The organism is Streptomyces akebiae, from assembly GCF_019599145.1.
Classification (GTDB): domain Bacteria; phylum Actinomycetota; class Actinomycetes; order Streptomycetales; family Streptomycetaceae; genus Streptomyces; species Streptomyces akebiae.
Genome location: NZ_CP080647.1, coordinates 1,147,456 through 1,173,524, shown reverse-complemented (window position 1 = coordinate 1,173,524; position 26,069 = coordinate 1,147,456). Strand labels below are relative to the sequence as shown.

Annotated in this window: 25 protein-coding genes, 1 tRNA gene and 2 pseudogenes; 17 read left to right on the top strand and 11 right to left on the bottom strand. The window is 71.6% G+C overall.

Translation table 11 applies throughout. The annotated features are described in order from the left end of the window. Positions 1 to 248 precede the first annotated feature (248 nt). From tdh to K1J60_RS05180, 6 genes are all read left to right on the top strand, one after another. A complete protein-coding gene (tdh, locus tag K1J60_RS05205) occupies positions 249 to 1,277 on the top strand; it encodes an L-threonine 3-dehydrogenase (protein ID WP_220645128.1) in 1,029 nt (342 codons plus the stop codon). A gap of 191 nt (positions 1,278 to 1,468) precedes the next feature. Beyond that, the gene (locus K1J60_RS05200) at positions 1,469 to 2,668 is read left to right on the top strand and encodes a glycine C-acetyltransferase (protein WP_220645127.1); all 1,200 of its coding nucleotides are present in this window, start codon (positions 1,469 to 1,471) and stop codon (positions 2,666 to 2,668) included. 77 nt (positions 2,669 to 2,745) lie between these two features. After that, a complete protein-coding gene (locus K1J60_RS05195) occupies positions 2,746 to 3,645 on the top strand; it encodes a LysR family transcriptional regulator (protein WP_220645126.1) in 900 nt (299 codons plus the stop codon). A 70-nt stretch (positions 3,646 to 3,715) separates the two neighbouring features. Next, complete coding sequence (locus K1J60_RS05190) at positions 3,716 to 4,300, top strand: helix-turn-helix domain-containing protein (protein ID WP_220645125.1); 585 nt, start codon at positions 3,716 to 3,718, stop codon at positions 4,298 to 4,300. Further along, positions 4,297 to 4,866 (top strand): GNAT family N-acetyltransferase, encoded by a 570-nt coding sequence (locus K1J60_RS05185; RefSeq protein WP_220645124.1) that lies wholly within the window; start codon positions 4,297 to 4,299, stop codon positions 4,864 to 4,866. Before K1J60_RS05190 ends, K1J60_RS05185 begins: the two co-directional genes overlap by 4 nt. A gap of 579 nt (positions 4,867 to 5,445) precedes the next feature. Then, complete coding sequence (locus K1J60_RS05180) at positions 5,446 to 5,805, top strand: MmcQ/YjbR family DNA-binding protein (RefSeq protein WP_220645123.1); 360 nt, start codon at positions 5,446 to 5,448, stop codon at positions 5,803 to 5,805. A gap of 23 nt (positions 5,806 to 5,828) precedes the next feature. On the opposite strand, the gene K1J60_RS05175 is transcribed toward K1J60_RS05180, so the two are convergent. Together K1J60_RS05175 and K1J60_RS05170 are read right to left on the bottom strand one after the other, a co-directional pair. Further along, positions 5,829 to 6,734 carry a transketolase family protein gene (locus K1J60_RS05175; protein ID WP_220645122.1) on the bottom strand — a complete coding sequence of 302 codons (906 nt, stop codon included), beginning with the start codon at positions 6,732 to 6,734 and terminating at the stop codon, positions 5,829 to 5,831. A gap of 47 nt (positions 6,735 to 6,781) precedes the next feature. Beyond that, positions 6,782 to 7,471: a thiamine pyrophosphate-dependent enzyme gene (locus tag K1J60_RS05170; RefSeq protein ID WP_220645121.1), complete on the bottom strand. Its 690-nt coding sequence runs from the start codon at positions 7,469 to 7,471 to the stop codon at positions 6,782 to 6,784. 162 nt (positions 7,472 to 7,633) lie between these two features. Here K1J60_RS05170 and K1J60_RS05165 point away from each other — a divergent pair. The 8 genes and pseudogenes from K1J60_RS05165 (at position 7,634) to K1J60_RS05130 (ending at position 14,623) form a co-directional block, all read left to right on the top strand. After that, a tRNA-Pro gene (locus K1J60_RS05165) sits at positions 7,634 to 7,707 on the top strand. 326 nt (positions 7,708 to 8,033) lie between these two features. Then, on the top strand, positions 8,034 to 9,260 hold the full coding sequence (locus K1J60_RS05160) for an ABC transporter substrate-binding protein (RefSeq protein ID WP_259407563.1): 1,227 nt from the start codon (positions 8,034 to 8,036) through the stop codon (positions 9,258 to 9,260). Positions 9,261 to 9,330: 70 nt separating this feature from the next. Then, the gene (locus K1J60_RS05155; protein WP_220645120.1) at positions 9,331 to 10,290 is read left to right on the top strand and encodes a carbohydrate ABC transporter permease; all 960 of its coding nucleotides are present in this window, start codon (positions 9,331 to 9,333) and stop codon (positions 10,288 to 10,290) included. Continuing rightward, complete coding sequence (locus K1J60_RS05150) at positions 10,290 to 11,123, top strand: carbohydrate ABC transporter permease (RefSeq protein ID WP_317619696.1); 834 nt, start codon at positions 10,290 to 10,292, stop codon at positions 11,121 to 11,123. Before K1J60_RS05155 ends, K1J60_RS05150 begins: the two co-directional genes overlap by 1 nt. 26 nt (positions 11,124 to 11,149) lie before the next feature. Beyond that, complete coding sequence (locus K1J60_RS05145; protein ID WP_220645119.1) at positions 11,150 to 12,337, top strand: ABC transporter ATP-binding protein; 1,188 nt, start codon at positions 11,150 to 11,152, stop codon at positions 12,335 to 12,337. Between the two features lie 113 nt (positions 12,338 to 12,450). Continuing rightward, positions 12,451 to 12,642 (top strand): annotated as a pseudogene (locus K1J60_RS05140) (response regulator transcription factor); the annotation flags it as partial. A 111-nt stretch (positions 12,643 to 12,753) separates the two neighbouring features. Continuing rightward, positions 12,754 to 13,482, top strand: a complete 729-nt coding sequence (locus K1J60_RS05135; RefSeq protein ID WP_220645118.1) for a TetR/AcrR family transcriptional regulator — start codon at positions 12,754 to 12,756, stop codon at positions 13,480 to 13,482. Positions 13,483 to 13,634: 152 nt separating this feature from the next. Beyond that, a pseudogene (locus tag K1J60_RS05130) lies at positions 13,635 to 14,623 on the top strand (NAD(P)-dependent alcohol dehydrogenase). Positions 14,624 to 14,815: 192 nt separating this feature from the next. On the opposite strand, the gene K1J60_RS05125 reads toward K1J60_RS05130, so the two are convergent. Beyond that, entirely contained in the window at positions 14,816 to 15,211 is a 396-nt protein-coding gene (locus tag K1J60_RS05125; protein ID WP_220645117.1) for an N-acetylmuramoyl-L-alanine amidase, read from the bottom strand. 76 nt (positions 15,212 to 15,287) lie between these two features. Here K1J60_RS05125 and K1J60_RS05120 point away from each other — a divergent pair, with 76 nt between their 5' ends. Together K1J60_RS05120 and K1J60_RS05115 are read left to right on the top strand one after the other, a co-directional pair. Further along, a complete protein-coding gene (locus K1J60_RS05120) occupies positions 15,288 to 15,641 on the top strand; it encodes a hypothetical protein (protein WP_259407562.1) in 354 nt (117 codons plus the stop codon). Positions 15,642 to 15,780: 139 nt separating this feature from the next. Beyond that, a complete protein-coding gene (locus tag K1J60_RS05115) occupies positions 15,781 to 17,241 on the top strand; it encodes a tetratricopeptide repeat protein (RefSeq protein ID WP_220645116.1) in 1,461 nt (486 codons plus the stop codon). 225 nt (positions 17,242 to 17,466) lie between these two features. Here the strand turns inward: K1J60_RS05115 and K1J60_RS05110 are convergent, their stop codons facing one another. From K1J60_RS05110 to K1J60_RS05080, 7 genes are all read right to left on the bottom strand, one after another. Further along, complete coding sequence (locus K1J60_RS05110) at positions 17,467 to 17,994, bottom strand: NUDIX hydrolase family protein (RefSeq protein WP_220651282.1); 528 nt, start codon at positions 17,992 to 17,994, stop codon at positions 17,467 to 17,469. Between the two features lie 108 nt (positions 17,995 to 18,102). Further along, entirely contained in the window at positions 18,103 to 18,831 is a 729-nt protein-coding gene (locus tag K1J60_RS05105; RefSeq protein WP_220645115.1) for a GntR family transcriptional regulator, read from the bottom strand. A 102-nt stretch (positions 18,832 to 18,933) separates the two neighbouring features. Next, the gene (locus tag K1J60_RS05100) at positions 18,934 to 19,935 is read right to left on the bottom strand and encodes a proline racemase family protein (RefSeq protein ID WP_220645114.1); all 1,002 of its coding nucleotides are present in this window, start codon (positions 19,933 to 19,935) and stop codon (positions 18,934 to 18,936) included. Positions 19,936 to 19,979: 44 nt separating this feature from the next. Beyond that, a complete protein-coding gene (locus K1J60_RS05095) occupies positions 19,980 to 20,894 on the bottom strand; it encodes a dihydrodipicolinate synthase family protein (protein ID WP_220645113.1) in 915 nt (304 codons plus the stop codon). Positions 20,895 to 21,060: 166 nt separating this feature from the next. Further along, complete coding sequence (locus K1J60_RS05090; protein ID WP_220645112.1) at positions 21,061 to 22,503, bottom strand: FAD/NAD(P)-dependent oxidoreductase; 1,443 nt, start codon at positions 22,501 to 22,503, stop codon at positions 21,061 to 21,063. Continuing rightward, positions 22,493 to 22,792, bottom strand: coding sequence for a (2Fe-2S)-binding protein (locus tag K1J60_RS05085; protein ID WP_220645111.1), 300 nt, complete (start codon positions 22,790 to 22,792; stop codon positions 22,493 to 22,495). Before K1J60_RS05085 ends, K1J60_RS05090 begins: the two co-directional genes overlap by 11 nt. Continuing rightward, positions 22,789 to 23,955, bottom strand: a complete 1,167-nt coding sequence (locus K1J60_RS05080; RefSeq protein WP_220645110.1) for an NAD(P)/FAD-dependent oxidoreductase — start codon at positions 23,953 to 23,955, stop codon at positions 22,789 to 22,791. Before K1J60_RS05080 ends, K1J60_RS05085 begins: the two co-directional genes overlap by 4 nt. Before the next feature lie 198 nt (positions 23,956 to 24,153). Between K1J60_RS05080 and K1J60_RS05075 the strand changes: the two genes are divergently transcribed. Next, complete coding sequence (locus K1J60_RS05075) at positions 24,154 to 25,104, top strand: formylglycine-generating enzyme family protein (protein WP_220645109.1); 951 nt, start codon at positions 24,154 to 24,156, stop codon at positions 25,102 to 25,104. 67 nt (positions 25,105 to 25,171) lie between these two features. On the opposite strand, the gene K1J60_RS05070 is transcribed toward K1J60_RS05075, so the two are convergent. Next, positions 25,172 to 26,038, bottom strand: a complete 867-nt coding sequence (locus tag K1J60_RS05070; RefSeq protein WP_220645108.1) for an SDR family oxidoreductase — start codon at positions 26,036 to 26,038, stop codon at positions 25,172 to 25,174. Positions 26,039 to 26,069 lie beyond the last annotated feature (31 nt).

Here is a 26,069-nt window from a genome sequence, read left to right as displayed (position 1 = left end):
GCAATCGTCCCGACCCATGTCGGGATGTGGCTCGTTGGGCATGAGGACATCGTTTCACTCCGCGGTGCCGGGCGCGGTGTGGGTGTGAAGGAAAGCTGCGGCGGAGGTTAAGAAAACCTCGATGGACCCGGGGCGCCGGTGTGCGGCAGATTGATCGGCGATCCCACCCCTCTCCCCGGTACGGGCCTGTTCGTCATGCCCCGCTCGTCATGGACCGCGCCGGGGGCGCACCCACAGGAGCCGTAGCGTTGAAAGCGCTGGTCAAGGAGAAGGCGGAGCCCGGGTTGTGGCTCGTCGACGTCCCGGAGCCCGAGATCGGCCCCGGCGACGTACTGATCAAGGTCCTGCGGACCGGGATCTGCGGCACCGACCTGCACATCCGGTCCTGGGACGGCTGGGCCCGGCAGACCATCCGCACCCCGCTCGTGGCCGGCCACGAGTTCGTCGGCGAGGTCGTGGAGACCGGCCGTGCCGTCACCGAGATCCAGGTCGGCGACCGCGTCAGCGGCGAGGGCCACCTCGTGTGCGGAAAGTGCCGCAACTGTCTCGCCGGCCGCCGCCACCTGTGCCGCGCCACCGTCGGCCTCGGCGTCGGACGCGACGGCGCCTTCGCCGAGTACGTGTCCCTGCCCGCGACCAACGTCTGGGTGCACCGTGTGCCCGTCGACCTCGATGTGGCCGCGATCTTCGACCCGTTCGGCAACGCCGTGCACACCGCGCTCTCCTTCCCGCTGGTCGGTGAGGACGTCCTGATCACCGGGGCGGGCCCCATCGGCCTGATGGCCGCCGCCGTCGCCCGGCACGCCGGCGCCCGGCACGTCGTGGTCACGGACGTCAGCGAGGACCGGCTGGAACTCGCCCGCAAGATCGGGGTCAGCCTGGCGCTCGACGTGCGGGAGTCGACCATCGCCGACGGGCAGCGGACCCTCGGTCTGCGGGAGGGCTTCGACATAGGCCTGGAGATGTCCGGCAACCCCGCCGCGATGCGCGACATGATCGCCAACATGACGCACGGCGGCCGGATCGCCATGCTCGGGCTGCCGTCGGAGGAGTTCGCCGTCGACTGGTCCCGCGTCGTCACGTCCATGATCACCATCAAGGGGATCTACGGCCGAGAGATGTTCGAGACCTGGTACGCGATGACGGTGCTCCTGGAGGGCGGCCTCGACCTGGCCCCTGTCATCACCGGCCGGTACGGCTACCGCGACCACGAGGCGGCGTTCGCGGACGCGGCGAGCGGCAGCGGCGGCAAGGTCATCCTCGACTGGGCTGTCTGACATTCGGCTCGGTTCGCCTCCGGGGTGCCAAAGCCTGTGTCGAGAGGCCGATCGTGCTCGACCCGACTTCGTCGGGTCTGGGCGCGAACCCCACTCTCGGCTCCGCTCGAACGGGAGGGGCCCCATGCCCTCTCGACCCAGGCGCGCCCCTTCGGCTCACCCGCTCTTCCTCGCACCCTAGGAGCTTCCTGATGTTCGACTCCGTGCGCGACGACCTGCGCGCCACCCTCGACGAGATCCGCGCCGCCGGACTGCACAAGCCCGAGCGGGTCATCGGCAGCCCACAGTCGGCGACCGTCGCGGTCACCGCCGGGGGCCGTCCCGGTGAGGTCCTCAACTTCTGCGCCAACAACTACCTCGGCCTCGCCGACCACCCCGAGGTGATCGCCGCCGCCCACGAGGCCCTCGACCGCTGGGGCTACGGCATGGCCTCCGTCCGCTTCATCTGCGGCACCCAGGAGGTCCACAAGGAACTGGAGGCGCGGCTCTCGGCGTTCCTCGGCCAGGAGGACACGATCCTCTACTCCTCCTGCTTCGACGCCAACGGCGGCGTCTTCGAGACCCTGCTCGGCCCCGAGGACGCGGTGATCTCCGACGCCCTCAACCACGCCTCGATCATCGACGGCATCCGGCTGTCCAAGGCCCGCCGCTTCCGCTACGCCAACCGCGATCTGGCCGACCTGGAAAGGCAGTTGAAGGATGCCTCCGAGGGCGGTGCCCGCCGGAAGCTGATCGTCACCGACGGCGTCTTCTCCATGGACGGCTACGTGGCCCCGCTCCGCGAGATCTGCGACCTCGCCGACCGTCACGACGCCATGGTCATGGTCGACGACTCCCACGCCGTCGGCTTCACCGGCCCCGGCGGCCGCGGCACCCCCGAGCTGCACGGCGTCATGGACCGCGTCGACATCATCACCGGCACCCTCGGCAAGGCCCTCGGCGGCGCCTCCGGCGGCTACGTCGCCGCCCGCGCCGAGATCGTCGCCCTGCTGCGCCAGCGCTCCCGCCCGTACCTCTTCTCGAACACCCTCGCCCCGGTGATCGCGGCGGCCTCCCTGAAGGTGCTCGACCTCCTGGAGTCGGCCGACGACCTGCGTGTCCGCCTCGCCGAGAACACGGCGTTGTTCCGCGGGCGCATGACCGAGGCGGGCTTCGACATCCTCCCCGGTGACCACCCCATCGCGCCCGTCATGATCGGCGACGCGGCGAAGGCGGGCCGCCTGGCCGAACTGCTCCTGGAACGCGGCGTCTATGTGATCGGCTTCTCCTACCCGGTCGTCCCGCAGGGTCAGGCCCGCATCCGCGTCCAGCTCTCCGCCGCGCACTCGACGGCGGACGTGCACCGGGCGGTGGACGCGTTCGTGGCGGCGCGGGCCGAGCTGGAGCGCTGAACGGAGCGGTTCGGCCGAGGCGGAGGACCGAAGCGCGCGGCTCCGGGGGAAAGCGGGCATTTGAGAGAATCGATCCCATGATCGAAGCACGGCGGCTCCACATCCTCCGTGCGGTGGCCGACCACCGCACGGTGACGGCGGCTGCCGCCGCGCTGTATCTCACCCCCTCCGCCGTCTCGCAGCAGCTCACCGCCCTGGAACAGGAGACGGGGCACCGTCTGGTCGAGCGGGGCGCGAAGGGCGTACGGCTGACCCCGGCGGGCGAGATCCTGCTCGGCCACACCAACGCGGTCCTCGCCCGGCTGGAACTGGCGGCCGCGGAGCTGGCCGCGTACAGCTCGGGCGAGGCCGGCACCGTCACGGTCGCCTCCTTCGCCACCGGTATCGCCCAGGTCGTGGCACCCGCCCTGGCCCGCCTGGCCTCGTCCGCGCCCGGCATCCGCCTCCGCGTCCAGGACGCCGAGGGCGACGCGAGCCTGCCGATGGTCCTGGACCGGCAGGTCGACATCGCGGTGGCCGTCGAGTACCGGGGCGCGCCGGCCGCCGACGACCCCCGCCTCACCCATGTCGCGCTGTACGCCGAGCCGTTCGACGCGGTCGTGCCCGTCAGCCACCGCCTCGCCGACTCGGCCGAGGTGCCGCTCGCCGAACTGGCCAAGGATCCCTGGATCGGCCCCTATCCCGGCAACCCCTGCCATGACGTCGTCGTCCTGGCCTGCGAGAACGCCGGTTTCCAGCCGCGTCTCGAACACTCCTCCGACGACTTCCGCGCCGTGGTCGCCCTCGCCTCGGCCGACGCGGGCGTCGCCCTCGTGCCCCGCTCGGCGCTGCGCGGCACGGACCTCACGGGCGTCGTCGTACGCCCCGTCGACGGCGTGGCCCCCACGCGCCGGGTCTTCGCCGCCGTGCGGCGTGGCGCGGAGGGGCACCCGCTGATCCGGCCGGTGCTGGAGGCGCTGGGGGAAGCGGCCGAGTAAGGGGAAGCAGCCGAGTAGGCGGCGCCCCCGCGCACCCGCCGATTCCCGTATTCGGGATAACATCTCAGATATGGGAATCGATGATGAAGGGGCGGGACCGGACCCCGTAGACCTCCGTCTGGCCGCCCGCCTGTCCGAACTGCGGGCCGAACAGGGTTGGTCTCTGGGGGAGTTGGCGGACCGCAGCGGTGTCAGCCGTTCGACCCTCTCCCGGGCCGAGCGTGCGGAGACCAGCCCCACGGCGGCTCTGCTGAACCGCCTCTGTCAGGTGTACGGCCGGACGATGTCCCAGCTGCTCAGCGAGGTCGAGTGCGAGCCCGTCTCGCTCGTGCGCGCGGCGGAGCAGTCCGTCTGGGCGGACGGCACGTCCGGATTCGTACGGCGGTCCGTGTCGCCGCCGGCGGCCGGGCTGCGCGGCGAGCTGGTGGAGGGGCGGCTCACGGCGGGTGCCGACATCGCCTACGACGGACCGTCCGTGCCCGGCCTCGAACAGCACATCTGGGTCCTGGACGGCACCCTCCGGATCACCGACCGGGACGTCGAACACCTGCTGGCCGCCGGGGACTGTCTGCGGATGCGGGTGTGGGGGGCGACGCGGTTCCGGTGCCCGGGGCCCGAGGACGTGCGGTACGCGCTGGTGGTGGTGCGGCCATGAGTGTGATCACCCGCCTCGACGTCGCCCGACTCCGTTCCCTGATCGACGAGTTGGCAAATCTGCTGGTGGACACCGTGGACGGCGGGGCGTCAGTCGGCTTTCTGGCGCCGCTCGACCGTGCGGCAGCCGTCGACTGGTGGGAGCGGCGCGTCGAGGCGGTGTCGGCGGGCGGGCTCGTCGTGTGGGTGGCGTGCGACGACGGCCGAGTGGTCGGCACGGTCGGCCTGGCCCTCCCGGACAAGCCCAACAGCGGCCACCGCGCCGAACTCGTCAAGCTGATGGTGCACCGGGCCGCCCGGGGCCGGGGTCTCGGCCGGGCGCTCCTCGCGACCGCCGAGTGCGCCGCCGCCGACGCGGGCGTCACCCTGCTCCACCTGGACACCGAGACCGACAGCCCCGCCGAGCGCCTCTACGGCGGGGCCGGCTGGACCCGGATCGGAACGATCCCCGACTACGCGACGGACCCGCACGGGAGGCTGCGGCCGACGTCGATCTACTACAAGCGGGTGGGAGCCGGGGGCGGGGGTGAGGCGGGGGCTGGGGCCGAAGCCGGGATCTCCGCCTAGGAGTTGGCGCCGAGCCCCCAAGGCGCCGACAGCGCGGCAGGCGCCTTGGCCATGGTGTTCAAGGTCGTCGAGTCCGCCCGGCGCCGGATCCTGCTTCGAACGCGGCCGGCTCGTGGAACGGCCACGGACGGCTGCGGCACGAAACCTGTTCCGTGACACCAGCGGTCGGGCTCACCGGTTCCCGCGCACGGAGCAGGGCATCTACGTCGACAGGCCACTTGGCGAAGGCCGGCCCCTTGGTGGCGCACCGGCCCGAGCCCGCGACCGGTCCCCGTAGCCGGCCTGGTGTGAGGGGTGCCGGGAACCCCGACGGGGTTCCCGGCGCGTTTGGTCAGGCGCTGTCGGTGACGGCGTCCTGTGGCGGGCTTCCGCGGTGCCGCTCCGGCAGGCGGCCTTCACCCGCGGGTCGGCGGCCGGTTCTGCGGCCGGACCCTCCACCGCGACCCGGCCGCAGACACGGTCTCTCCACGCCGGCAGAGGCGGTCAGCCGAGCCAGGACTCCTTGCTCATTGCGGGACGGCCCTCAGGGAGCCCTGGGCCCCTCGGTGATTGTCAGTGGTCACCGCTACCGTGCGTTCCATGCCCGATGCAGATGACGTACGACGTGTCGCCCTCTCCCTGCCCGACAGTACGGAGAAGGTCGCCTGGAGCATGCCCACCTTCCGGGTGGCGGGGAAGATGTTCGCGACGCTGCCGGAGGACGAGACGTCCATGGCCGTGCGCTGCCCCAAGGTGGAGCGGGACGAGTTGGTCCTCGCCGAGCCCGGCAAGTTCTGGATCGCCGACCACGAGGCAGGGTTCGCCTGGGTGCGGGTGCGGCTCTCCGCTCTGGAGGACGAGGCCGAGCTGCGCGATGTCCTCGCCGACTCCTGGCGCCAGGCGGCACCGACCAAACTCCTCGACGCCCACCCCGAGTTGGGGCTCCCCGCCGACGGCTGAGGAGCCCCGGCCCGTGTGTGCCGCTACCGCAGGAAACCCGTGATCCGCTCCCGCAACGAGGCCGCGTCCAACCCGTGCGCGGCCACATGCTCCCCGAGCTGCCCGTAGCGCCGCAGCTCTCGCCGGCCCACCCCCAGCCCGAGCACCCGGTGCGGCACATGGAGGAGCGCGTCATTGGCGGCAGCCGTCGACGTGCCCGCCAGGAAGGGCTCGACGAGGACAACGTCCGTGTCGGCCGAGTCGGTGGCCCGGCGCAACGCGGCCGAGTCGAACGGACGTACGGTCGATGCGTACAGCACGGTCACATCGAGCCCCTCCGTGGCCGCGAGAACGGCGTCGAGCATGGGCCCCACGGCTACGACGACCCCGCGGCGCCCCTCCCGCACGGTGAGGAACCGCTGTCCGTCCACCGCCCGTGCCTGCTCGTTGGACTGCGCGGACAGACGCACGTACACCTTGTCGTCCTTGCCCTCACCGGCGCCGACCGCGTGCCGGAGCAGCGTCTCGGCCTCGTCGGGATGCCCCGGTACATGGACGGTCCACCCGTCCAGCGTGTCCAGGACGGCCACGTCGCCGGGTGCCATGTGGGTGAAGCCGCCGGCGGGCCAGTCGTAGGACGCTGCGGCGCTGACCAGCACCGCACCCACGTCCTGGTGCCCCAGATCCAGCTTCACCTGCTCGAAGGGCCGTTCCACGAGGAAGCTCGCGAAGGTGTGCACCACGGGCCGCATTCCGGCCAGCGCCAGGCCCGCGCCCGCGCCGATCAGCAGTTGCTCCCGGATGCCGACGTTGATCACCCGGTCCGGATGGCGGCGCGTCGCTTCCATGAAGCCGTCCCGGCCGATCTCGGCGAGGACCACCGCGACCCGGGGATCCTCGTCGAGCATGCCGGAGACGACGGGGGCGAAGCGGTCACGCATGGTGTCCATGAAGTCTTTCGTCCTTTCAAGGTGGTTGCGGGGACGTCCGGCGGGGGTCAGGCGTTCTTCGGCTCGACACGGGCCACCACGACCCGCGGCCGCCCCGGGTGCGGCGCGGTGAAGGCGGCGTGCAACGCCTCGTGGTCGCGCCCGTCCACGGTCTCGGCGGACCAGCCCGCCACCTCGAACCGCGCGGCGATCCCGCCCGGCAGCGCATGGCTGGCGGAGGAGTTGTCGATCACGACGGTGTGCAGCCGGTCGAGCCCGGCGGGCCCGGCGTACGCGATCGCCTCGTGATTGCTGCCCTCGTCCAGCTCCGCGTCCCCGATCAGCACCCATACCGCCGGGTCGACCCGCCCCTGGGCCCGCAGCCCGAGCGCCGTGCCGACCGCGATCGGCAGGCCGTGCCCGAGCGATCCGCTGCCGATCTCCGCGCCCGGCACCAGCACCCGGTCCGGGTGGTGTCCGAGCGGAGAGTCGTACGAGCCGAAGCCGGGCAGCCACTCGACCGGCAGGAAGCCCTTCGCCGCGAGCACCGCGTAGTACGCCATCGGCCCGTGTCCCTTCGACAGCAGGAACCGATCCCGCTCCGGGTCCTCCGATCGCCCGGGCTCCACCCGTAGCACCCGGTCGTAGAGCACCCACAGCACGTCCAGCGTGGACGTGGCCGCCGGTCCGTGCTTCTCCGCGCCCGTCATCAGGCCCATCAGCTCGGGCAGCTCCGTGAATCCGTACGTCGTCGTCATGAGGAAGAGCCTGCAACCTCAACCAAGCTTCAGGTCAAGGGGCGGCGTCGGAGGCCTTCCCTTCCCGCCGTGCCCCGATAAACGCGTGCGCGACCACCGGCCCGAGTGCGGTATTGTTTCCGTGCGCGTTCAACCAGGGGAAACCCCAGGTCAGACGGGCATCGGGACGTGGCGCAGCTTGGTAGCGCACTTGACTGGGGGTCAAGGGGTCGCAGGTTCAAATCCTGTCGTCCCGACTTGAAGAAGTCGCAGATGAAGGGCCGGTTTCGGAGAAATCCGAAACCGGCCCTTCATCGTTTTTTGGGGCCGGATCGGGGTCGACCGTCACGGGGCGGAGCGCCGGGCGATTGGGTGAATTATCTGCTTGATCAATCCTTATGTACTTGATCGTCCCTTATGTGGCCTTTAGTGTTCGCCGGGAGCAAGAGCTGAGAGATCCGATTCCCGTGCCACCGTCCGGAAACGAGGTGTGGAGCGCGTGCACGCGAGGTACGGCTGCCGGCCGGTTTCAGGTCAGAGGGGACGTCGCGGAGGGACGCGATGGCTGCGGGCGTTCGCCGTGATGCCGTTGCTGGCGTCGGTACTCGCCGCTTGCGGCGGTGACGAGGGCTCCGGCAGGCCCACCCTCAACTGGTACAACTTCCCGGACGACTCCGGGGCGCTCCAGAAGGCGGCCGACCGGTGCAGTCAGGCGTCGGGCGGTCGCTACTCGATCAGCTACAACAAGCTCCCGCGCGCCGCGGACGGCCAGCGCCAGCAGCTCGTGCGAAGACTCGCCGCCGAGGACGACTCGCTCGACATCCTGGGCCTGGACGTCACCTGGGCGGCGGAGTTCGCCGAGGCGCGCTGGATCCGGGAATGGACGGGGACGGCGAAGCGGCAGGCCGTCGAGGGCACCCTGCGCGTACCGCTGCGGACCTCCACCTGGAAGGGCAAGCTGTACGCCGTCCCGTACAACACCAACACCCAGCTCCTGTGGTACCGCAAGGACCTGGTGCCCACCCCGCCCAGGACCTGGGCCGAGATGCTGGACATGGCCGGCGCCCTCGCCCGGCAGGGCAAGCCGCACTTCGTGGAGATCCAGGGCGCCCAGTACGAGGGCCTGACCGTCTGGTTCAACACGCTGATCAACAGTGCCGGCGGTTCCATCCTCAACGCGACCGCGACCGAGCCCTCTCTCGGTCGGCCTGCTGTGCGGGCCGCCGGGATCATGCGTGATCTGGCGAGGTCCCCGGCCGCCGACCCCTCCCTGCCCAATCAGATGGAGGACCAGAACCGGCTCGCCATGGAGTCGGGGACGGCGGCGTTCGAGCTCAACTACCCGTTCGTCTATCCGTCGATGAAGGCGAACAACCCCGAGCTGTTCAAGAACTTCCGCTGGGCGCCGTACCCCCGGGTCGATCCGAACCGCCCCGCACGGCCCACCATCGGCGGCATCGATCTGGCGGTGAGCGCCTACTCGCGCCACCCCGACCTGGCCTTCGAGGCGGCACTGTGTCTGCGCAACCGGGAGAACCAGCTCAGCGCCGCGCTGGAGGGCGGTCTGCCGCCCACCCTGCGCGCCCTGTACGACGAGCCCGCCTTCATGAAGGAGTACCCGTTCTCCAAGGACGTCCTGGCCGCCCTGGAGTCAGCGAGCGTGCGCCCGATCACTCCGGTCTACCAGAACGTGTCGATCGCGGTCTCCCACACGCTGTCCCCGCCGTCCGGGATCGAACCGGAGAGCTCCGTCGACACCATCGGCGAGCAGATCGACGATGCCCTGCGATCCGAGGGTGTGATCCCGTGAAGCACCACCTCCCGCGCCACTCCGTCGCCCGGCGCCGCGGCGCGCGGGCCTCGTCCCCGGGCGGCCCGCGATGAGCACACGGGCGCGACCCGCCGCAACCCCACCGCCCCCCGAGGCGCGGACGGAGCAGGCGGGGCCGGACCGGGCGGAACTCTCGGCCGGCGCCCGGCAGGAGCGGCGGCTCGGCTGGCTGCTCTGCGCGCCCGCCGTCGTCGTCATGATCGCCGTGACCGCCTACCCCATCGGGTACGCCGTCTATCTGTCCCTCCAGCGGTACGACCTGCGCTTTCCCGGACGGGCGGAGTTCGTGGGTCTGAGCAACTACGGCGCGGTGCTGTCCTCCCCGTTCTGGTGGGACGCCTTCTGGGTCACGCTGTTCATCACCGCGGTGTCCGTGGCGATCGAACTGGTCCTCGGAATGGGGCTCGCCCTGGTGATGCACCGCACGATCTTCTGGCGCGGCGTCGTCCGCACGTCGGTCCTCGTCCCGTACGGGATCGTCACCGTGGTCGCCGCCTTCTCCTGGCAGTACGCCTGGACCCCGGAACTCGGCTACCTCGCCGAGCTGTTGCCCAGCGGGGAGGCCCCGCTGACCGAGCAGTGGCCCGCCCTCTGGCTGATCATCCTCGCCGAGGTGTGGAAGACGACGCCGTTCATGGCCCTGCTGCTGCTCGCGGGCCTCGCCCTGGTTCCCGAGGAGACCCTGAAGGCAGCCATGGTGGACGGCGCCACTGCCTGGCAGCGCTTCACCAAGGTCATGGTGCCGCTGATGAAACCGGCCATCCTGGTGGCACTGCTCTTCCGCACCCTGGACGCGTTCCGGATCTTCGACAACATCTACATCCTGACCGCGGGCGCCCAGGGAACCGGCTCCGTGTCGATCCTCGGGTACGACAACCTGTTCACCGCGCTGAACCTGGGCATCGGGTCGGCGATCTCGGTCCTGATCTTCATCTGCGTCGGGATCATCGCCTTCACCTTCGTCAAACTGTTCGGCACCGCGGCACCCGGTGCGGAGGTGAAGCGCTGATGGCCGCGGTGGGAAGGACGCACGCCACCCGATGGGGTGTCCTGAACGTGGTGGTCGTGCTGTACGCCCTGTTCCCGGTGTGGTGGATCGCCGCGCTGTCGTTCAAGGACCCCAGCACCCTGACGGACGGCAACTACATCCCCACGGACTGGACCTGGGAGAACTACCGAGGAATCTTCGAAACCGCCGAGTTCACCCGGGCGCTGATCAACTCGATCGGCATCGCGCTGATCGCCACGGTGATCGCCGTGGCCCTGGGCACCATGGCCGCCTACGCGGTGGCCCGGCTGCGGTTCCCCGGCAAGCGGGTCCTCATCGGCATGTCACTGCTGATCGCCATGTTCCCGCCGATCTCCCTGGTGTCACCGCTGTTCAACATCGAGCGGATCATCGGGATCTTCGACACCTGGATCGGGCTGATCATCCCGTACATGACCTTCTCCCTGCCGCTCGCGATCTACACCCTGTCGGCGTTCTTCCGGGAGATCCCCTGGGACCTGGAGAAGGCCGCCAAGGTCGACGGGGCGACGCCCGCGCAGGCCTTCCGGCTGGTCATCGTGCCGCTGGCCGCACCGGGCGTGTTCACCACGGCCATTCTCGTGTTCATCTTCTGCTGGAACGACTTCCTGTTCGCGATCTCGCTGACGTCCACCGAGTCCGCGCGCACCGTGCCCGCAGCGATCGCGTTCTTCACCGGCAGCTCCCAGTTCCAGCAGCCCACAGGGTCGATCGCCGCCGCCGCTGTGGTGATCACCATCCCGATCATCGTTTTCGTCCTGCTCTTCCAGCGGCGGATCGTCGCCGGACTGACCTCCGGGGCAGTCAAGGGCTGAACGGGGAAGGCAAGGAGGCACCATCCATGGCCGAGATCATCCTTGAGGGAGTCACCAAGCGCTTTCCCGACGGGGCCCTCGCCGTGAAGGACGTGGACCTCGACATCGCCGACGGCGAGTTCGTGATCCTGGTCGGCCCGTCGGGGTGCGGCAAGTCCACCACGCTGAACATGATCGCCGGACTTGAGGACATCACCGAGGGCACCCTGCGCATCGATGGCCGAGTCGTCAACGACCTGGCTCCCAAGGAGCGCGACGTCGCCATGGTGTTCCAGAGCTACGCCCTGTACCCGCACATGAACGTCCGGGAGAACATGGGCTTCCCGCTGCGCCTGGCCAAGGTGGACAAGGCCACCATCGACGCCAAGGTGACGGACGCCGCCCGGATCCTCGACCTCACCGAGCACCTGGACCGCAAGCCCGCCAACCTCTCGGGCGGTCAGCGCCAGCGGGTGGCCATGGGGCGGGCGATCGTCCGTGATCCGAAGGCGTTCCTGATGGACGAGCCGCTGTCCAACCTGGACGCCAAACTCCGGGTACAGATGCGCACTCAGATCTCCCGGCTGCAGCGGCGGCTCGCCACGACCACCGTGTACGTCACCCACGACCAGACCGAGGCGATGACGCTGGGCGACCGCGTCGTGGTCATGAGACAGGGCCTGGTCCAGCAGCTCGGCACACCGGCCGAGCTGTACGACCTGCCGCGCAACCTCTTCGTCGCGGGCTTCATCGGCTCCCCGGCGATGAACTTCCTGAACGCCACCCTGGAGGCCGGCGCCCTGCGCTCGTCCCTCGGCGACCTGACCCTCGACGACCGTACGAGGCAGGCGCTGGAACGCCAGAACGCCCCCCGCGAGGTCATCGTCGGGCTGCGACCGGAGGCATTCGAGGACGCGGCCCTGTCACATGACGTGGCCCGGACGGGCCCGGTCCTCACCGTCACCGTGGAGGTACTGGAGTCGCTGGGCTCCGATGCGTACGTCTACTTCACCGCGGAGGGAGGGCCCGCGACGACCACCGAACTGGAGGAGCTCGCCAAGGACTCGGGTCTGCGCGACACCGGCACCGACACCCAGCACATCGTGGCCCGCCTGGACGCCGCCACGCGCGCCCGCGAGGGCGAACCGGTGGAACTGCGGGTCGACATGGCCAAGGCCCACGTGTTCGACCCGGGGAGCGGAACGAACCTCACACATCCGGCGAGGGCGGACTGACGACGCACCACACGGGGCGCGATCCGCATCCCCGTGCCGGAGAGATCCGATACGGCGGCGCGTATGCGGTTCCCGATACGCCGTCGATATGCGTCGGCTCGTAGCCTCGGAGCATGTGTGTCTTGGTGGTGGAGGACGAACCGTACCTGGCGGAGGCCATCCGCGACGGTCGGCGCCTGGAAGCGATCGCGGCCGACATCGCCGGTGACGGCGACACCGCTCTGGAACTGCTGAGCGTCAACACCTACGACGTCGCCGTCCCCGACCGTGACGTCCCCGGACCTTGCGGCGACGAGGTCGCCGAATGGTGCGATCATCCGGTGATGTCATGAGGGTGTGTTCCGGTGTGGCTCCGGCGGCTTCGGTGGCATCGCGGGACGCTGTACCGTCGGCGACGGGAAGGTGGTCGGCCACGGATGGCGACCGCACCCGTACGAGAGGGGATCGTGGAGACGAGCACGCAGGCGGGCCCCGCCCGGCAGTCGCGAACACCCTTGAGCAGAGGGCGTGTTCTGGCCGCCGCCGTCGCCCTGGCCGACGAGGGCGGAGTCGACGCGCTGAGCATGCGCAAGATCGCGCAGGCGCTCGGCGTCGTGCCCATGGCGCTCTACAAGCACGTGGCGAACAAGAACGAGTTGCTGGACGGCATGATCGACGCCCTCGTCGGTGAGATCGACCCGCCGGTCGCCGACGCCGACTGGAAGACCGCCGTCCGCGGACGGGTTCTCTCCGCCCGCCGTATGCTGCTGCGCCACCCGTGGGCGCCCGAGGTCATCGAGTCGCGCATCAAGGCGCGGACCACCCCGACACCCGCGGTCATGGAGTACCTGGACTCGATGATCGGGATCTTCCGGGCCGGGGGCTTCTCGCTCGATCTGACGCATCACGCGATGCATGTCATGGGCAGCCGCCTGCTGGGCTTCTCCCAGGAACTGTTCTCGGACTCCTCCGGCCGTGCGCCCGACCCGGACGCCCTGTCGCCCGAGGAGATGGCCGCGCGCTACCCGCACATCACCGCGCTGGCCATGGCGGTCGCCCACGACCGTGATTCGGTCGTCGGCTCGGGCTGTGACGACCAGTTCGAGTTCGAGTTCGCCCTGGACCTGACGCTGGACGGCCTGGAGCGGCTCCTCGGCGCGCCCTGATCCGCGCTGATCCGTCGACGACCGCCTGAACTCCGGGAAACCCAACGCCCCTGCCGAGCCGCGCCCCTTGACGGGTGTACGCCGTACACCTACCTTGCCTCCAAGAGGGTGTACGCCGTACACCAGGCGGTCGCGAAGTGAGGGGGAAGACGATGAAGGCGATCGTTCAGGAGCGGTTCGGTCCGCCGGACATCCTGCGGCTGGCGGACATCGACCGTCCGGAGGTCGGAGCCGACCAGGTGTCCGTACGGATACGCGCCGCCGCGCTCAATCCGTACGACTGGCACATGATGCGTGGCGACCCGTACGTGGCGCGGCTGTCGGGAGTCGTGGGGCTGACCCGGCCGAAGACCCGGGTGGCCGGGATCGACGCGGCGGGCGAGGTCGAGGCGGTCGGCGCCGAGGTGCGGGGGCTGCGGCCCGGGGACGAGTCATGGGCTTCTGCCCGGGTTCCTTCGCGGAATTCGCGTGCACCACTGCGGATCTGCTGGTGCGCAAGCCCGCGAACCTCACGTTCGAGCAGGCCGCGGCTGTGCCGGTGGGGGCGGTGACCGCCCTGCGCGGAATCCGGACCGTGGGGCGGGTGAAGGCGGGGCAGCGGGTGCTGGTCAACGGGGCGGGCGGCGGTGTGGGCACGTTCGCCGTACAGATCGCCGTGGCCCTGGGCGCCGAAGTGACCGGCGTGTGCAGCGCCCGTAACGTCGATCTCGTGCGCTCCCTGGGCGCCGCGCACGCTGTCGACTACGCCCGGGAGGACTTCACCGGAGGGCGCACGCGCTACGACGTGATCCTCGACAACGTGGGCAACCATCCGCTGCGGCGACTGCGCCGGGCGCTCACGCCGACGGGGACGCTGCTGGCCAACGGCGGCGGCTCGCCCGGCCGGGTGTTCGGGGCGATGGGTTCCATGGCGCGACTGGCCGCTGCCGACCTGGTCACCCGCCGACGGCTCCGCCCGATCCTGCCCTCGCCCCCGTCCGGACCGACCCACGACGACCTGCTCGCCGTCGCCGAGCTCATCGAGTCCGGCGAACTCACCCCGGTGGTCGACCGGACCTACCCGCTGGCGGACACGGCCGAGGGCGTACGCCACGTGGAGCGGGGCCACGCCCGGGGAAAGGCGGTGATCACCGTGCGGTGAGCGGCGCCTCGATCGCCGTCCGGGGCGCTGCGGACCAGGGGCACGGCCGGCGGGTGCCGTCGGCGGCGCGCGGGCACGGCTGACGGCACCCAGGATGCGTCAGCCATGCCCGGAGTGCGCACAGCCCTGCACGAGGTGCGTCAGTCGTGTCGCCGCTCGTGTCGACGCGGCCGTGCGAGCGGCCCGGTCGCGTCACCCCATCAGGGCCGCCACGTCCGCGCGGATCGCCGGTGGTTGGGCGTGCGGTACGCCGCCGGGGGGGCAGGCGGTGGCCGCCCAGTCGCGGTGGCCGGAGACGGCGGGACCGCTCCAGGTGGCGCCGTTGACCGGGTTGACGTAGCCCACCTTCTGCTGGAGGGGGTCGATGGAGTGCCGGGTGGCGAGTTCCGCCAGCGGTTGGACGAGTGCGCCGCGCGCGGCGGACGTGGGCGCGCCGGTGGTGAATGTCCCGAGCAGGGCTGTCCCGACGTTCCCGGAGTTGTACGTGGCGATGTGAGCGGCGGTGACCAGCTGTCCCGCCGCGTTGTGCGCGGGGTCTCCGTCGGTGCCGGACCAGCGTCCCTCGTAGACCAGTCCGGCCGCGTCCATCAGATAGTGGTAGCCGATGTCGCCCCAGCCCTGACCGACCGACCAGGGGGGCCAGACCGATGGTGCCGTTCAGGTGGTGAGCGTTCCCGACGCCGGGCAGTTCGCGATCTTCCCGTGGTTCCCGCCGCACGACACCGACGTGTCCGGCATCCGCTGGATCGAGGTGATGCAACGGCTGTCGGCGCGGCATCCGCGCGTGGTCGTGCCCGGCCATGGCGAGGTCAGGGGCGCGCGGCTGATGGCCGATGTCCGCACCTATCTCGAACTGCTCCGCGACGAGACGTGGCGTCGCCGGGACTCCGCGATGAGCGAGGCGACGATCGTCGAGGAGGTGAGTAGGAGAACGCGGCATGCTGCTGGGTGCTGGGTGCTGGGTGCTGGGTGCTGGGTGCTGGGTGCGCGGACCCGGTCTCGCGGCGCGCGGTGGTGATCGGGGGCGTGTCGGGGGTGCTCGGTGGACTTGGCGGTGGGGTGGTCGGTTGGATGGGGACTCGGGCTGGTCCGCGGTGTCACGGTCGACGGCCGCGGGCAGATCGACGACACTCGACACGCGCCGGAGATGAGCTGCGATGGTGACCGACCGGTACGGCAACCCCCTGTACGAGTGCACCGCCGAGGGAGCGGGGCACCTGGACCGGGCCGTGGAAGGGCTGTTGTTCTTCCGGCCGGAGTTTCCGACCGCCGTCGCGGACGCCGTGGCCGCGTGCCCGCGCGCGCCGCTGGCCCAGGCGTTCGCGGCGTATCTGGGGGTGCTGGGGACCGAACCGCGGGACGCCGAGCAGGCGGGCCGCACCTTCCAGGACTTCAGCGCGGGGCTGGATCGTTCGGCGCTGCCCCGGCGGGAGCGCATGCACATGGCCGCGGCGGAGGCCTGGCTCGGCGGTGATCTGGGGCGGGCCGGCCGGATCCTGGAGGATCTGGTCGTCGAGTGCCCCCGTGATCCGCTCGCCCTCGCGGTGGGCCATCAACTCGACTTCTTCACCGGGGACGCCACGCGGCTGCGGGACAGGATCGGCGGAGCCCTGCCGGCGTGGGACACGGACGAGCCCCACCGGGGGCCACTGCTGGGCATGTACGCGTTCGGCCTGGAGGAGTCGGGTCACTTCGACCGGGCCCAGGAGGTGGCCCACGCCGCCGTCGAGCGGAACTCCCGTGACATCTGGGCCATCCACGCCGTCGTCCATGTGCACGAGATGCAGGGCCGGTTCGCCGAGGGGCTCGACTTCCTCGACGCGCGCCTCGACGACTGGGCGAGCGGCAGCCTGCTGACCGTGCACAGCTGGTGGCACTACGCCCTGTACGCGCTGGAGGCGGGCGACACCGCCGCGGCCCTGCGGATCTACGACGCCGTACTGCATCACGAGGACTCGTCCGGGTTCGTCATGGAACTCCTCGACGCCGCCTCGCTGTTGTGGCGGTTCCTCCTGGACGGTTCGGACCAGGAAGCCCGTTGGCAGGCCCTGGCCGACGCGTGGGCCGCCCGCGAGGACCCGCCGTTCTACGCCTTCAACGACGTGCACGCCGTCATGGCCTTCGCGGGCGCGGGGCGGCTGGACACGGCGGACGAGTTCGTCGCCGACCGGCGGCGCTGGCTGGGGGCGGCCCGGGAAGGCGCCCGGCCCCGCACCAACCGCGTGATGACCGCCGAGATCGGGCTGCCCGTGTGCGAGGCGCTGGTTGCGTTCGTCCGTGAGGACTACGCGACGGTGGTGGAGCTGCTGTGGCCCGTTCGCCGCCGACTGCACACCTTCGGTGGAAGCCACGCCCAGCGGGACGCCGTCCAGCGGACCCTGCTGGAGGCGGCGCTCCGCGCACGCCGGGACGACCTGGCCCGGCTCCTGCTCGGCGAACGTGCCGGTCTGAGTCCCCACAGCCCCTACAACTGGCTCGGCCGGGCCCGCCTCGCCGACGCCCTCGGGGAAGCGGGCCGCGCCGCCGTCGCCCGCGCCACGGCGACCGAACTGGCGGCCCCCGCCGCGGCGAGGCTGAGCGGGAACGGGCACGTCACCTACCTCGGACGGAAACCCTGAGCCCGGCGTGAATCCCTAGTCCGGACGGAAACCCTGAGCCCGGCGTGAATTCCCGGTCCCGGCCGGGAATCCTGAGCCGACGTGAATCCCGAGTCCCGGCCGGGAGGCTTGAGCCCGCCCGGAGGGCCTGGGGCCGAGCCCGGCCGGAAGCCCTGAGGCCGAGCCGAGTCCCGGCCAGGAACCCTGAGCCCCGGCGAGGGCGACCCACGCCCCGTCCCGCCTCCGCTAGGACAAGCAGCCCACATGCGCCAGGGCCTGCTTCAGCAGGACCCCCTGCCCACCCGGCATCTCGCTCTGGACGGAGGCCGACGCCGCCTCCTGGGGGCTGAACCACACCAGGTCGAGGGCGTCCTGCCGGGGGCGGCAGTCGCCGGATACCGGGACGATGTAGGCGAGGGAGACCGCGTGCTGACGCGGGTCGTGGAACGGGGTGATGCCCTGCGTCGGGAAGTACTCGGCGACCGTGAACGGCTGGAGGGCGGACGGGACGCGGGGCAGCGCCACCGGGCCGAGGTCCTTCTCCAGATGGCGCAGCAGCGCGTCACGCACCCGCTCGTGGTGCATCACACGGCCGGAGACCAGCGTGCGGCTGACCGTTCCGTCCGGGCCGATGCGCAGCAGAAGGCCGATGCTGGTCACTTCGCCGCTGTCGTCGACGCGCACGGGCACGGCCTCGACGTACAGGATCGGCATCCTGGCGCGCGCCGACTCGAGCTCGTCGGACGTCAGCCAGCCCGGCGTGGTTTCGGTCATGTCAGACATTGGCTGATCATACTTTCAACGTCAGTCGGAGCGCGCGTCGCTCCGATCACACCTGTCAGAGATGCCCCGTCGCTCCGTCCCCATGCGCGGCGTGGACGATCACTCCGGCGCGGCCCACATTCCGCGCACATGACCGAGGTGGCGGGTCATCACCCCGCGTACGGCCTCCTCGTCGCGGGCGAGCAGCGCGTCCAGAAGTTCCAGGTGCTCCTGTGCCGAGGACAGCAGCCGGCCCGACTCGGCGAGCGCGGTCAGGCCGTAGAGGCGGGCGCGTTTGCGCAGGTCGCCGACCACCTCGACGAGGTGCGCGTTGCCCGCGAGGGCGAGCAGACCGAGGTGGAAGCGGGTGTCGGCCTCGACGTACGCGATGAGGTCACCGGCGGCCGCGGCGGCGACGATCTCGCGGGCGGCGGGCCGCAGCGCCTCAAGGGAGACCGGGTCGGCCGTCCGGGCCAGGCCGGCCGTGGTCGGGATCTCGATCAGCGAGCGGACATGCGTGTACTCGTCGAGCTGCCGCTCGGTGACGGCGGTGACCCGGAACCCCTTGTTGGGCACGGTGTCGACCAGCCCCTCCTTGGCCAGATCCAGCATGGCCTCGCGCACCGGCGTCGCCGAGACGCCGAAGCGTCCGGCGAGCGCAGGCGCGGAGTACACCTCGCCCGGCCGCAGCTCACCCGCGATCAGCGCGGCCCGCAACGCGTCGGCGACCCGCTCGCGGTAGCTGCTCTTCTTGCCGCCCAGCACCGGCAGGGCGGGGGCCGGGGGAGCGGCGGCGGCAGCGGTGGAGACGGACGGTACGCCGCCGCGCCGCGACTCCGTGGGGGGCATGCGGTCTCTCCTGAATTCCTGAAGTCCGAAGTTTCTGAAGTCCGAAGCTGAAGTCCGTCGGTCCTGAAGTCCGTGGTTCCTGAAGTGTGAAGTTCCGGAATCCTAGAGGACGAATCCGGACGGGAAGGGGTCGGACGGGTCGAGCAGATACTGGGCGGTGCCGGTGACCCAGGCGCGGCCGGTGAAACTCGGCAGCACGGCCGGGAGCCCGGCGACCTCGGTCTCGCCGAGCAGCCTGCCGGTGAAGTGGGTGCCGATGAAGGACTCGTTCACGAACTCGGTGTGCAGCGGGAGTTCACCGCGCGCGTGGAGCTGGGCCATGCGCGCGCTGGTGCCCGTGCCGCAGGGGGAGCGGTCGAACCAGCCGGGGTGGATGGCCATCGCGTGCCGCGAGTGCCGGGCGGTGGCGCCGGGAGCGTAGAGGTGGACGTGGTGGACGCCGTGGATCGACGGGTCCTCCGGATGCACGGGTCCCCCCTCGGCGTTGATGGCCTCCATCAGGTCGAGGCCCGCCCGCAGGATGTCGTCCTTGCGGCCACGGTCGAAGGGCAGTCCGAACTGCTGCAGCGGCAGGATCGCGTAGAAGTTCCCGCCGTAGGCGAGGTCGTAGGTCACGGTCCGGCCGTCGGCGAGCGTGGCCTTGCGGTCGAGGCCGACGGAGAACGACGGTACGTTCCGTAGGGTGACCGCCTTGGCCGCGCCGTCCTCCACCGCCACCTCGGCCACGACGAGGCCCGCCGGGGTGTCGAGGCGGATGGTGGTGACCGGCTCGACCACCTCGACCATGCCGGTCTCCACGAGCACGGTCGCCACGCCGATCGTGCCGTGGCCGCACATGGGCAGATAGCCGGAGACCTCGATGTAGACCACGCCGTAGTCGCAGTCGGGGCGGGTCGGCGGCTGGAGGATCGCGCCGCTCATCGCCGCGTGCCCGCGCGGCTCGTTCATCAGCAACTGCTTGATGTCGTCGCGGTGTTCACGGAACCACAGTCGGCGTTCGTTCATGGTCGCGCCGGGGATCGTGCCGATCCCGCCGGTGATCACCCGGGTGGGCATGCCCTCGGTGTGCGAGTCGACGGCGTGCAGGACGAGTGTGCTGCGCATGCTCCGGTCTCCTTCTCGCTCGTTCTCGCTGCGTCCCGCGCGGGTCAGGCGAGGCCCGCAGCGACGGCCTTCTCCGTGGCCGCCCGGATCACGGCCTCCTGCTCCGGCAGCAGTTCCACCCGAGGCGGCCGGCAGCGTCCCCCGGGCCGCCCCACGATGTCCATGGACAACTTGATGGCCTGCACGAACTCGACCTTGGAGTCCCAGCGCAGCAGCGGGTGCAACTGTTCGTAGAGCCTCTTCGCCGTGGCGAGGTCGCCGTCCACGGCCGCGTGGTACAGCTCCACCGTCGCGGCGGGCAGCGCGTTCGGGTATCCGGCCACCCAGCCCTTGGCGCCGGCCAGCGCCAGCTCCAGCAGTACGTCGTCCGCGCCGACCAACAGGTCCAGTTCCGGGGCGAGTTCGGCAAGCTGGTAGGCCCGGCGGACATCGCCGGAGAACTCCTTCACGGCCCGGATGTACCCCTCGCCGTACAGCTTGGCGAGCAGGTCGGGGACGAGGTCGACCTTGGTGTCGATCGGGTTGTTGTACGCCACGACCGGGACGCCCGCCTTCGCGACCTCGGCGTAGTGCGCGAGCACGGACCGCTCGTCGGCACGGTACGCGTTCGGCGGCAGCAGCATCACCGCCCCACAGCCCGCGTCCCTCGCCTGTTCGGCCCAGCGCCGGGACTCGGCGGACCCGTACGCGGCGACGCCCGGCATCACCCGCGCGCCACCGATCGCGGCGACGGCGGTCTCGACGACCGCGGCGCGTTCCTCGGGCGTCAGTACTTGGTACTCGCCGAGCGAGCCGTTCGGTACGACGCCGTCACAGCCGTTCTCGACGAGCCAGGCGCAGTGCTCGGCGTACGCGTCGTGATCGACGGAGAGATCGTCGCGCAGGGGGAGCGCGGTGGCGACGAGGACGCCGCGCCAGGGACGGTTCTCGGTGTTCTCGGTGTTCGCGGTGGTGGCCATGTGTGGTGCCCCTCTCCATGAGGTGTGACATATCACTGGTGGTGTGGTGATCAGGGTCCGGTCCACGAGGTCCGGGGCGGTCCGGGGCCCGCGAGAGCCGGCGTGTGATCGGTGACGGGTGCCGGGTGCCGGGTGCCGGGTGCCGGGTGACGGGTGCCGCGTGGGCTCACGGCGGGGCGTCGTCGCCGTCGTCCTCCCCGCTCTCACCCGCCCGTGACAGCACGCCGAGGGGTACCGGCAGGGCGAACGGCCGCCGGGCCACGGCCTGCCCGCATCCGGCGATGCCCGCGACCGCCGGCTCGCAGATCCGGCCCTGGCACCAGCCCATCCCGGCACGGGTGAGGAGCTTCACGGTCCGGACATCCGCGGCGCCCAGCTCCCCGACGGCCTCGCGGACGGCTCCGGCGGTGACCTCCTCGCACCGGCAGACCACCGTGTCGTCCGTGACCTGCTCGGTCCAGTGCGCCGGTGGGACGTACACGGCGTCGATGGCGCCGAAGAACTCCCGCAGTTCCTCACGAGCCTTGGCGGCCTTCGCCCACTCGCCCGGGTCCGGCACCCGGCCCCCCAGACGGGCGGCGGCCGACCGGCCGGCGATGTGGCCCTCGGCGAGGGAGAGGGCCGCGCCGCCGATCCCGGTGGTCTCGCCCGCCGCCCAGACACCCGGCACATCGGTGCGCTGCTCCTCGTCGACCCAGACGCGCGGCCCGGTGGACTCGATCCGGCAACCGAGCGCCTCGGCGAGATCGGTGTGCGGCAGCAAGCCGTGCCCGACGGCGAGCGTGTCGCAGGGGATACGCAGCCCGGTACCGCCCCGGACCCGGCCCTCGGCGTCGAGCGCGGCGACGGTCACGGCCTCCACCCGGTCGTCGCCGTGCGCCTCGACGACGGTGTGGCGTACGAGGGTCCGTACCCGGCGGCGCAGCAACTCGGCCGCGTACCAGGCCCCTTCGGTGAGCTTGTCCGCCCGGCGCGTCAATGCCCCGGTCCGCCGCACCAGGGCCGCCGGGTGCGCGGACTCCACCAGCGCGGCGACCGTGACTCCAGCCGACGCGAGCCCGGTCGCCACCGGCAGCAGCAGCGGGCCGGTCCCGGCGACGACCGCCGTACGGCCCGACACCGCGAGCGTGCCCTTCAGCATGGCCTGCGCACCGCCGGCCGTGACCACGCCCGGCAGGGTCCAGCCGGGGAAGGGCAGCACCTTCTCGTAGCCGCCGGTCGCGAGCAGGACGGCGTCCGCGCGCACCTCGACGGGCTTCTCCTGCTCGGGCCCGACCAGCGCGTGCACGGTGAAGCGCCCGGAGCCGTCCAACCGCCGTTCCACGCACCACACATGGTGGTCCGGCAGATGGGTGACGCGTCCGGCCGCGACCTCGCGTGCGAGGCCGTCGCTCAGCCGCTGCCAGGTGCGCCACTGATGGTGCAGGGCCTGCGGGCGCCGCGCGCCGAGCCCGGCCGAGGGCTGCCGGTAGAACTGGCCGCCGGCTGCCCGGGCGGCATCGACCACGGTGACCCGTACGCCTCGTCCGGCCGCCGCCAGGGCCGCGGCGAGACCCGCGGGGCCTGCGCCGACGATCGTCAGACGGGGCGGCCCGGGTTCAGTGCTCATGGCCTGTGCCCTCCTGGGTGCGGATCGCGTCGCCCGGTCGTACCGGAACAAGACACGCCCGTTGATTGGGGCGTTCGTTGACGGTGACCAGGCAGTCGTGGCAGACACCGATGCCGCAGAAGATCCCGCGTGGCCGCCCCGCGCCCCGGGTGGTGCGCCAGGACGTCACGCCGGCGGCCCAGAGCGTGGCCGCGACCGTCTGGCCCGGCAGCGCCTCCAGCTCGCGCCCGTCGAGGGTGACGGTGAAGGCGGGCCCCGGCTCCGCCCGCGCCAGTTCCAGCGGGTTCATGTCGCGCCCCCCTCGTGCTCCGCGAACCGGTCCGGGCGGAACGGAGCGAGATCCAGATCGGGCGTCCCGCCCGAGAGCAGCTGGGCGATCAGCCGGCCGGTACCGGTGGCGAGCCCGATCCCGGCGCCCTCGTGCCCGCAGGCGTGGAACAGGCCCGGCACCCTGGGGTCCGGCCCGATCGCGGGCAGATGGTCCGGCATGTACGGCCGGAAGCCGACGTACGTCCGCATCGCGCGCACCTCCTGAAGGAACGGGAACAGCCGGGTCGCGCCCGCCGCCAGCGCCCGTACGACGGGGAGCGAGAACGACCGGTCGAAGCCCACCCGTTCGCGGCTAGCGCCGATCAGCACGGGTCCGGCGGCCGTGCCCTCGACCACCGGGGAGGTCTGCAGCGCCGCCGAGTCGCTGGCCACGTCGGCCACGTAGTCGGCGGCGTACACCTTGTGGCGCACCATCGGCGGCAGCGGTTCCGTGACGAGCACGAACCCGCGCCGGGGGAGGACCGGAAGGCCGACACCGGCGAGCGTGGCCAGTCGACCGCCCCAGGTACCGGCGGCGTTGACCACCGCCATGGCGTGGATGTCGCCCCGGTCGGTCCGTACGCCGCGTACGGCACCGGCCCGCGTGCGCAGCACCTCGGTCACGGTCCGGCCGGTGAACAGTCGGCACCCGGAGGCCCGTACGAGATGGGCGGCGGCCAGGGTCGGCATGACCTGGGCGTCCTGGGGGTAGTGGATGCCGCCCGCCAGGCCGGGTGCCAAGTGTGGTTCCAGCTCGGCGAGTTGGTGGGAGGCTACGGTGAACGCCTCGACCCCCGCCGCGCGTTGCCGGGCAGCGAACAGTTCCAGCGCGGCGAGACCCTCCGGCGCGGACGCCACGACGACCCCGCCCTTGGACTCGTACTCGAACGCCGTTCCCAGGCCGGGCTCGGTGGCCAGCTCCGCCCACAAGCGGTGGGACAGCAGGGCGAGTTCGAGTTCGGGACCGGGCTCCTTGTCGGAGACCAGGACATTGCCCTCACCGGCGCCGGTCGTGCCGCCGGCCACCGGGCCGCGGTCCACCACGGCGACGCTCAGACCCGCCCGGGCCGCGTACAGGCCGCAGGCCGCACCCACCATTCCCGCTCCGACAACCACGACGTCGCAGGTCAGTCGCTCGGTCACGCCAGTACTATGTCACATGGCTCTGTGCCACGGAATACCCCGACAGCGCGTCCCGGCCGCCGCCGGGGGGGGGCGACATCTGACGCGGGCTACTCTTCAGGCACGGCGCGGCACGGCCATGCACGGGGCGGGTCGGGACCACGCCTCCACGCCGCACCACACCACACCACGCCGCCCTACGTCCCCGAGGACAGCGCGATGTCCCACGACAAGCCCTGCTGCGCCCCCGGCCGAGAGCCGTCGGGCGGTCCGCTCGCCGTGCCGTCGGCCGGAGCCCGGGGTTCGGCGGCCTCGAACCACGAACGGTTGCTGGCGCTGGCCGGCGGGACCTTCCTGATGGGGTCCGAGGACGAGGTCGGTTACCCGGCGGACGGCGAGGGCCCGGTGCGCGAGGTCGAGCTGAGCCCGTTCCGTATCGCCGCCACGACCGTCACCAACGAGCGGTTCGCGGAGTTCGTGGACGCGACCGGACATGTGACCGAGTCCGAGCGCTTCGACTTCTCCTTCGTCTTCGAGGGCTTCCTCCCCGACGAACTGCGCGCCGTCTCACCTCGCGTCCCCGGCACCCCCTGGTGGCGCGGCGTCCGGGGTGCCGACTGGCGACGGCCCACGGGGCCCGGTTCCTCGGCCGAGGCGATCCCCGACCACCCGGTGGTCCACGTCTCCTGGAACGACGCGCAGGCCTACTGTGCCTGGTCGGGCACCCGTCTGCCCACCGAGGCAGAGTGGGAGTACGCGGCCCGCGGTGGCCTGGAGCAGCGGCGCTATCCGTGGGGCGACGACCTCGCCCCCGACGGCCGGCACACCTGCAACATCTGGCGCGGTACCTTCCCGACCGACAACACCGCGGCCGACGGCCACGGTGCGACGGCCCCTGTCGACGCCTTCGCACCCAACGGCTACGGCCTGTACAACACCGTCGGCAATGTGTGGGAGTGGTGTGCCGACCGGTTCAGCCCGGACTTCCATCGCACCGGCCCGCGCACGGACCCGACGGGGCCGCCCGACGGCCCGGCCCGGGTGATGCGCGGTGGCTCCCACATGTGCCACGCCTCCTACTGCAACCGCTACCGGGTGGCCGCCCGCTCCTCCAACACCCCCGACAGCGCCGCCGGGAACATAGGCTTCCGGGTCGCGGCGGCGGGCTGAGCCGACGGCGGACCACCACACCGGCGGCCACCGTCGAAGGGGGGCGTGTCGATGGGGACCGCCGCGGTCACGTGCTCGGCGTCGACCGCTGGACCGCCCGCACCCGCCGGTCGAACTCACGGTTGAGCAGCGGGGTGAGCACGCTGCCGAAGCGGGCCAGGGCGCGGGTGCCCGTGTCCGGGCAGATGGTGAAACGCCGCCGGTCGATGCCCTTCACGATCGCGGCCGCGACCTTCTCCGCCGTGAGCGGTCTGATCGTGCCGCCGACGACACGGGTCTCCTCCGGCTTCCACCGGTTCTCCTCGGCGAGCTGGGGGGTGTCCACGTCCGGCGGGAACACGACGCCGACATGCACCCCGCGCGGGGTCAGTTCGGCCCGTACCGACTCCATCAGGCCGCGTACGGCGAACTTGGCCGGCCCGTAGGCGCTGTAGCCGAAGACGCCGAGCAGCCCGGCGGCGGACGACACGGCGACCACACTGCCGTGTCCGCGCTCCACCATGCCGGGGGCGACGGCGCGCACGGCGTGGAGCGTGCCGAAGTAGTCGACCTCGATCATCTGCCGGAAGACCTCGTCGGACAGTTCGAGGAAGTGGCCCGGGCGGGCGAGCCCGGCCGAGGTGATCAGGATGTCGCAGGGCTGCGCCTGTTCGGCCTCCAGCTCGGCGATGGCACGGGTGAGGGCCGTCCGGTCGGCGACGTCGGCGGCCCGCGCGGCGACCGAGGCCCGGGCGTGGGCAGGGACCGGGGTGCCGGCGGCCGATATCTTCCTCGCCGCCGCCTCCAGGCGCTCGGCGCCCCGCGCGACGAGCGAGACCTTCGAGCCGCGCGCCGCCAGCAGCAGGGCCGTGGCCAGACCGATGCCGCTCGACCCGCCGGTGACGATGACATGAGCCGAACCGATGTCCAGGGGGCGGGTGTTCCGCAGTTTCATGGCGGGGAGCGTAGCGGCTGAAAGGGCGGGC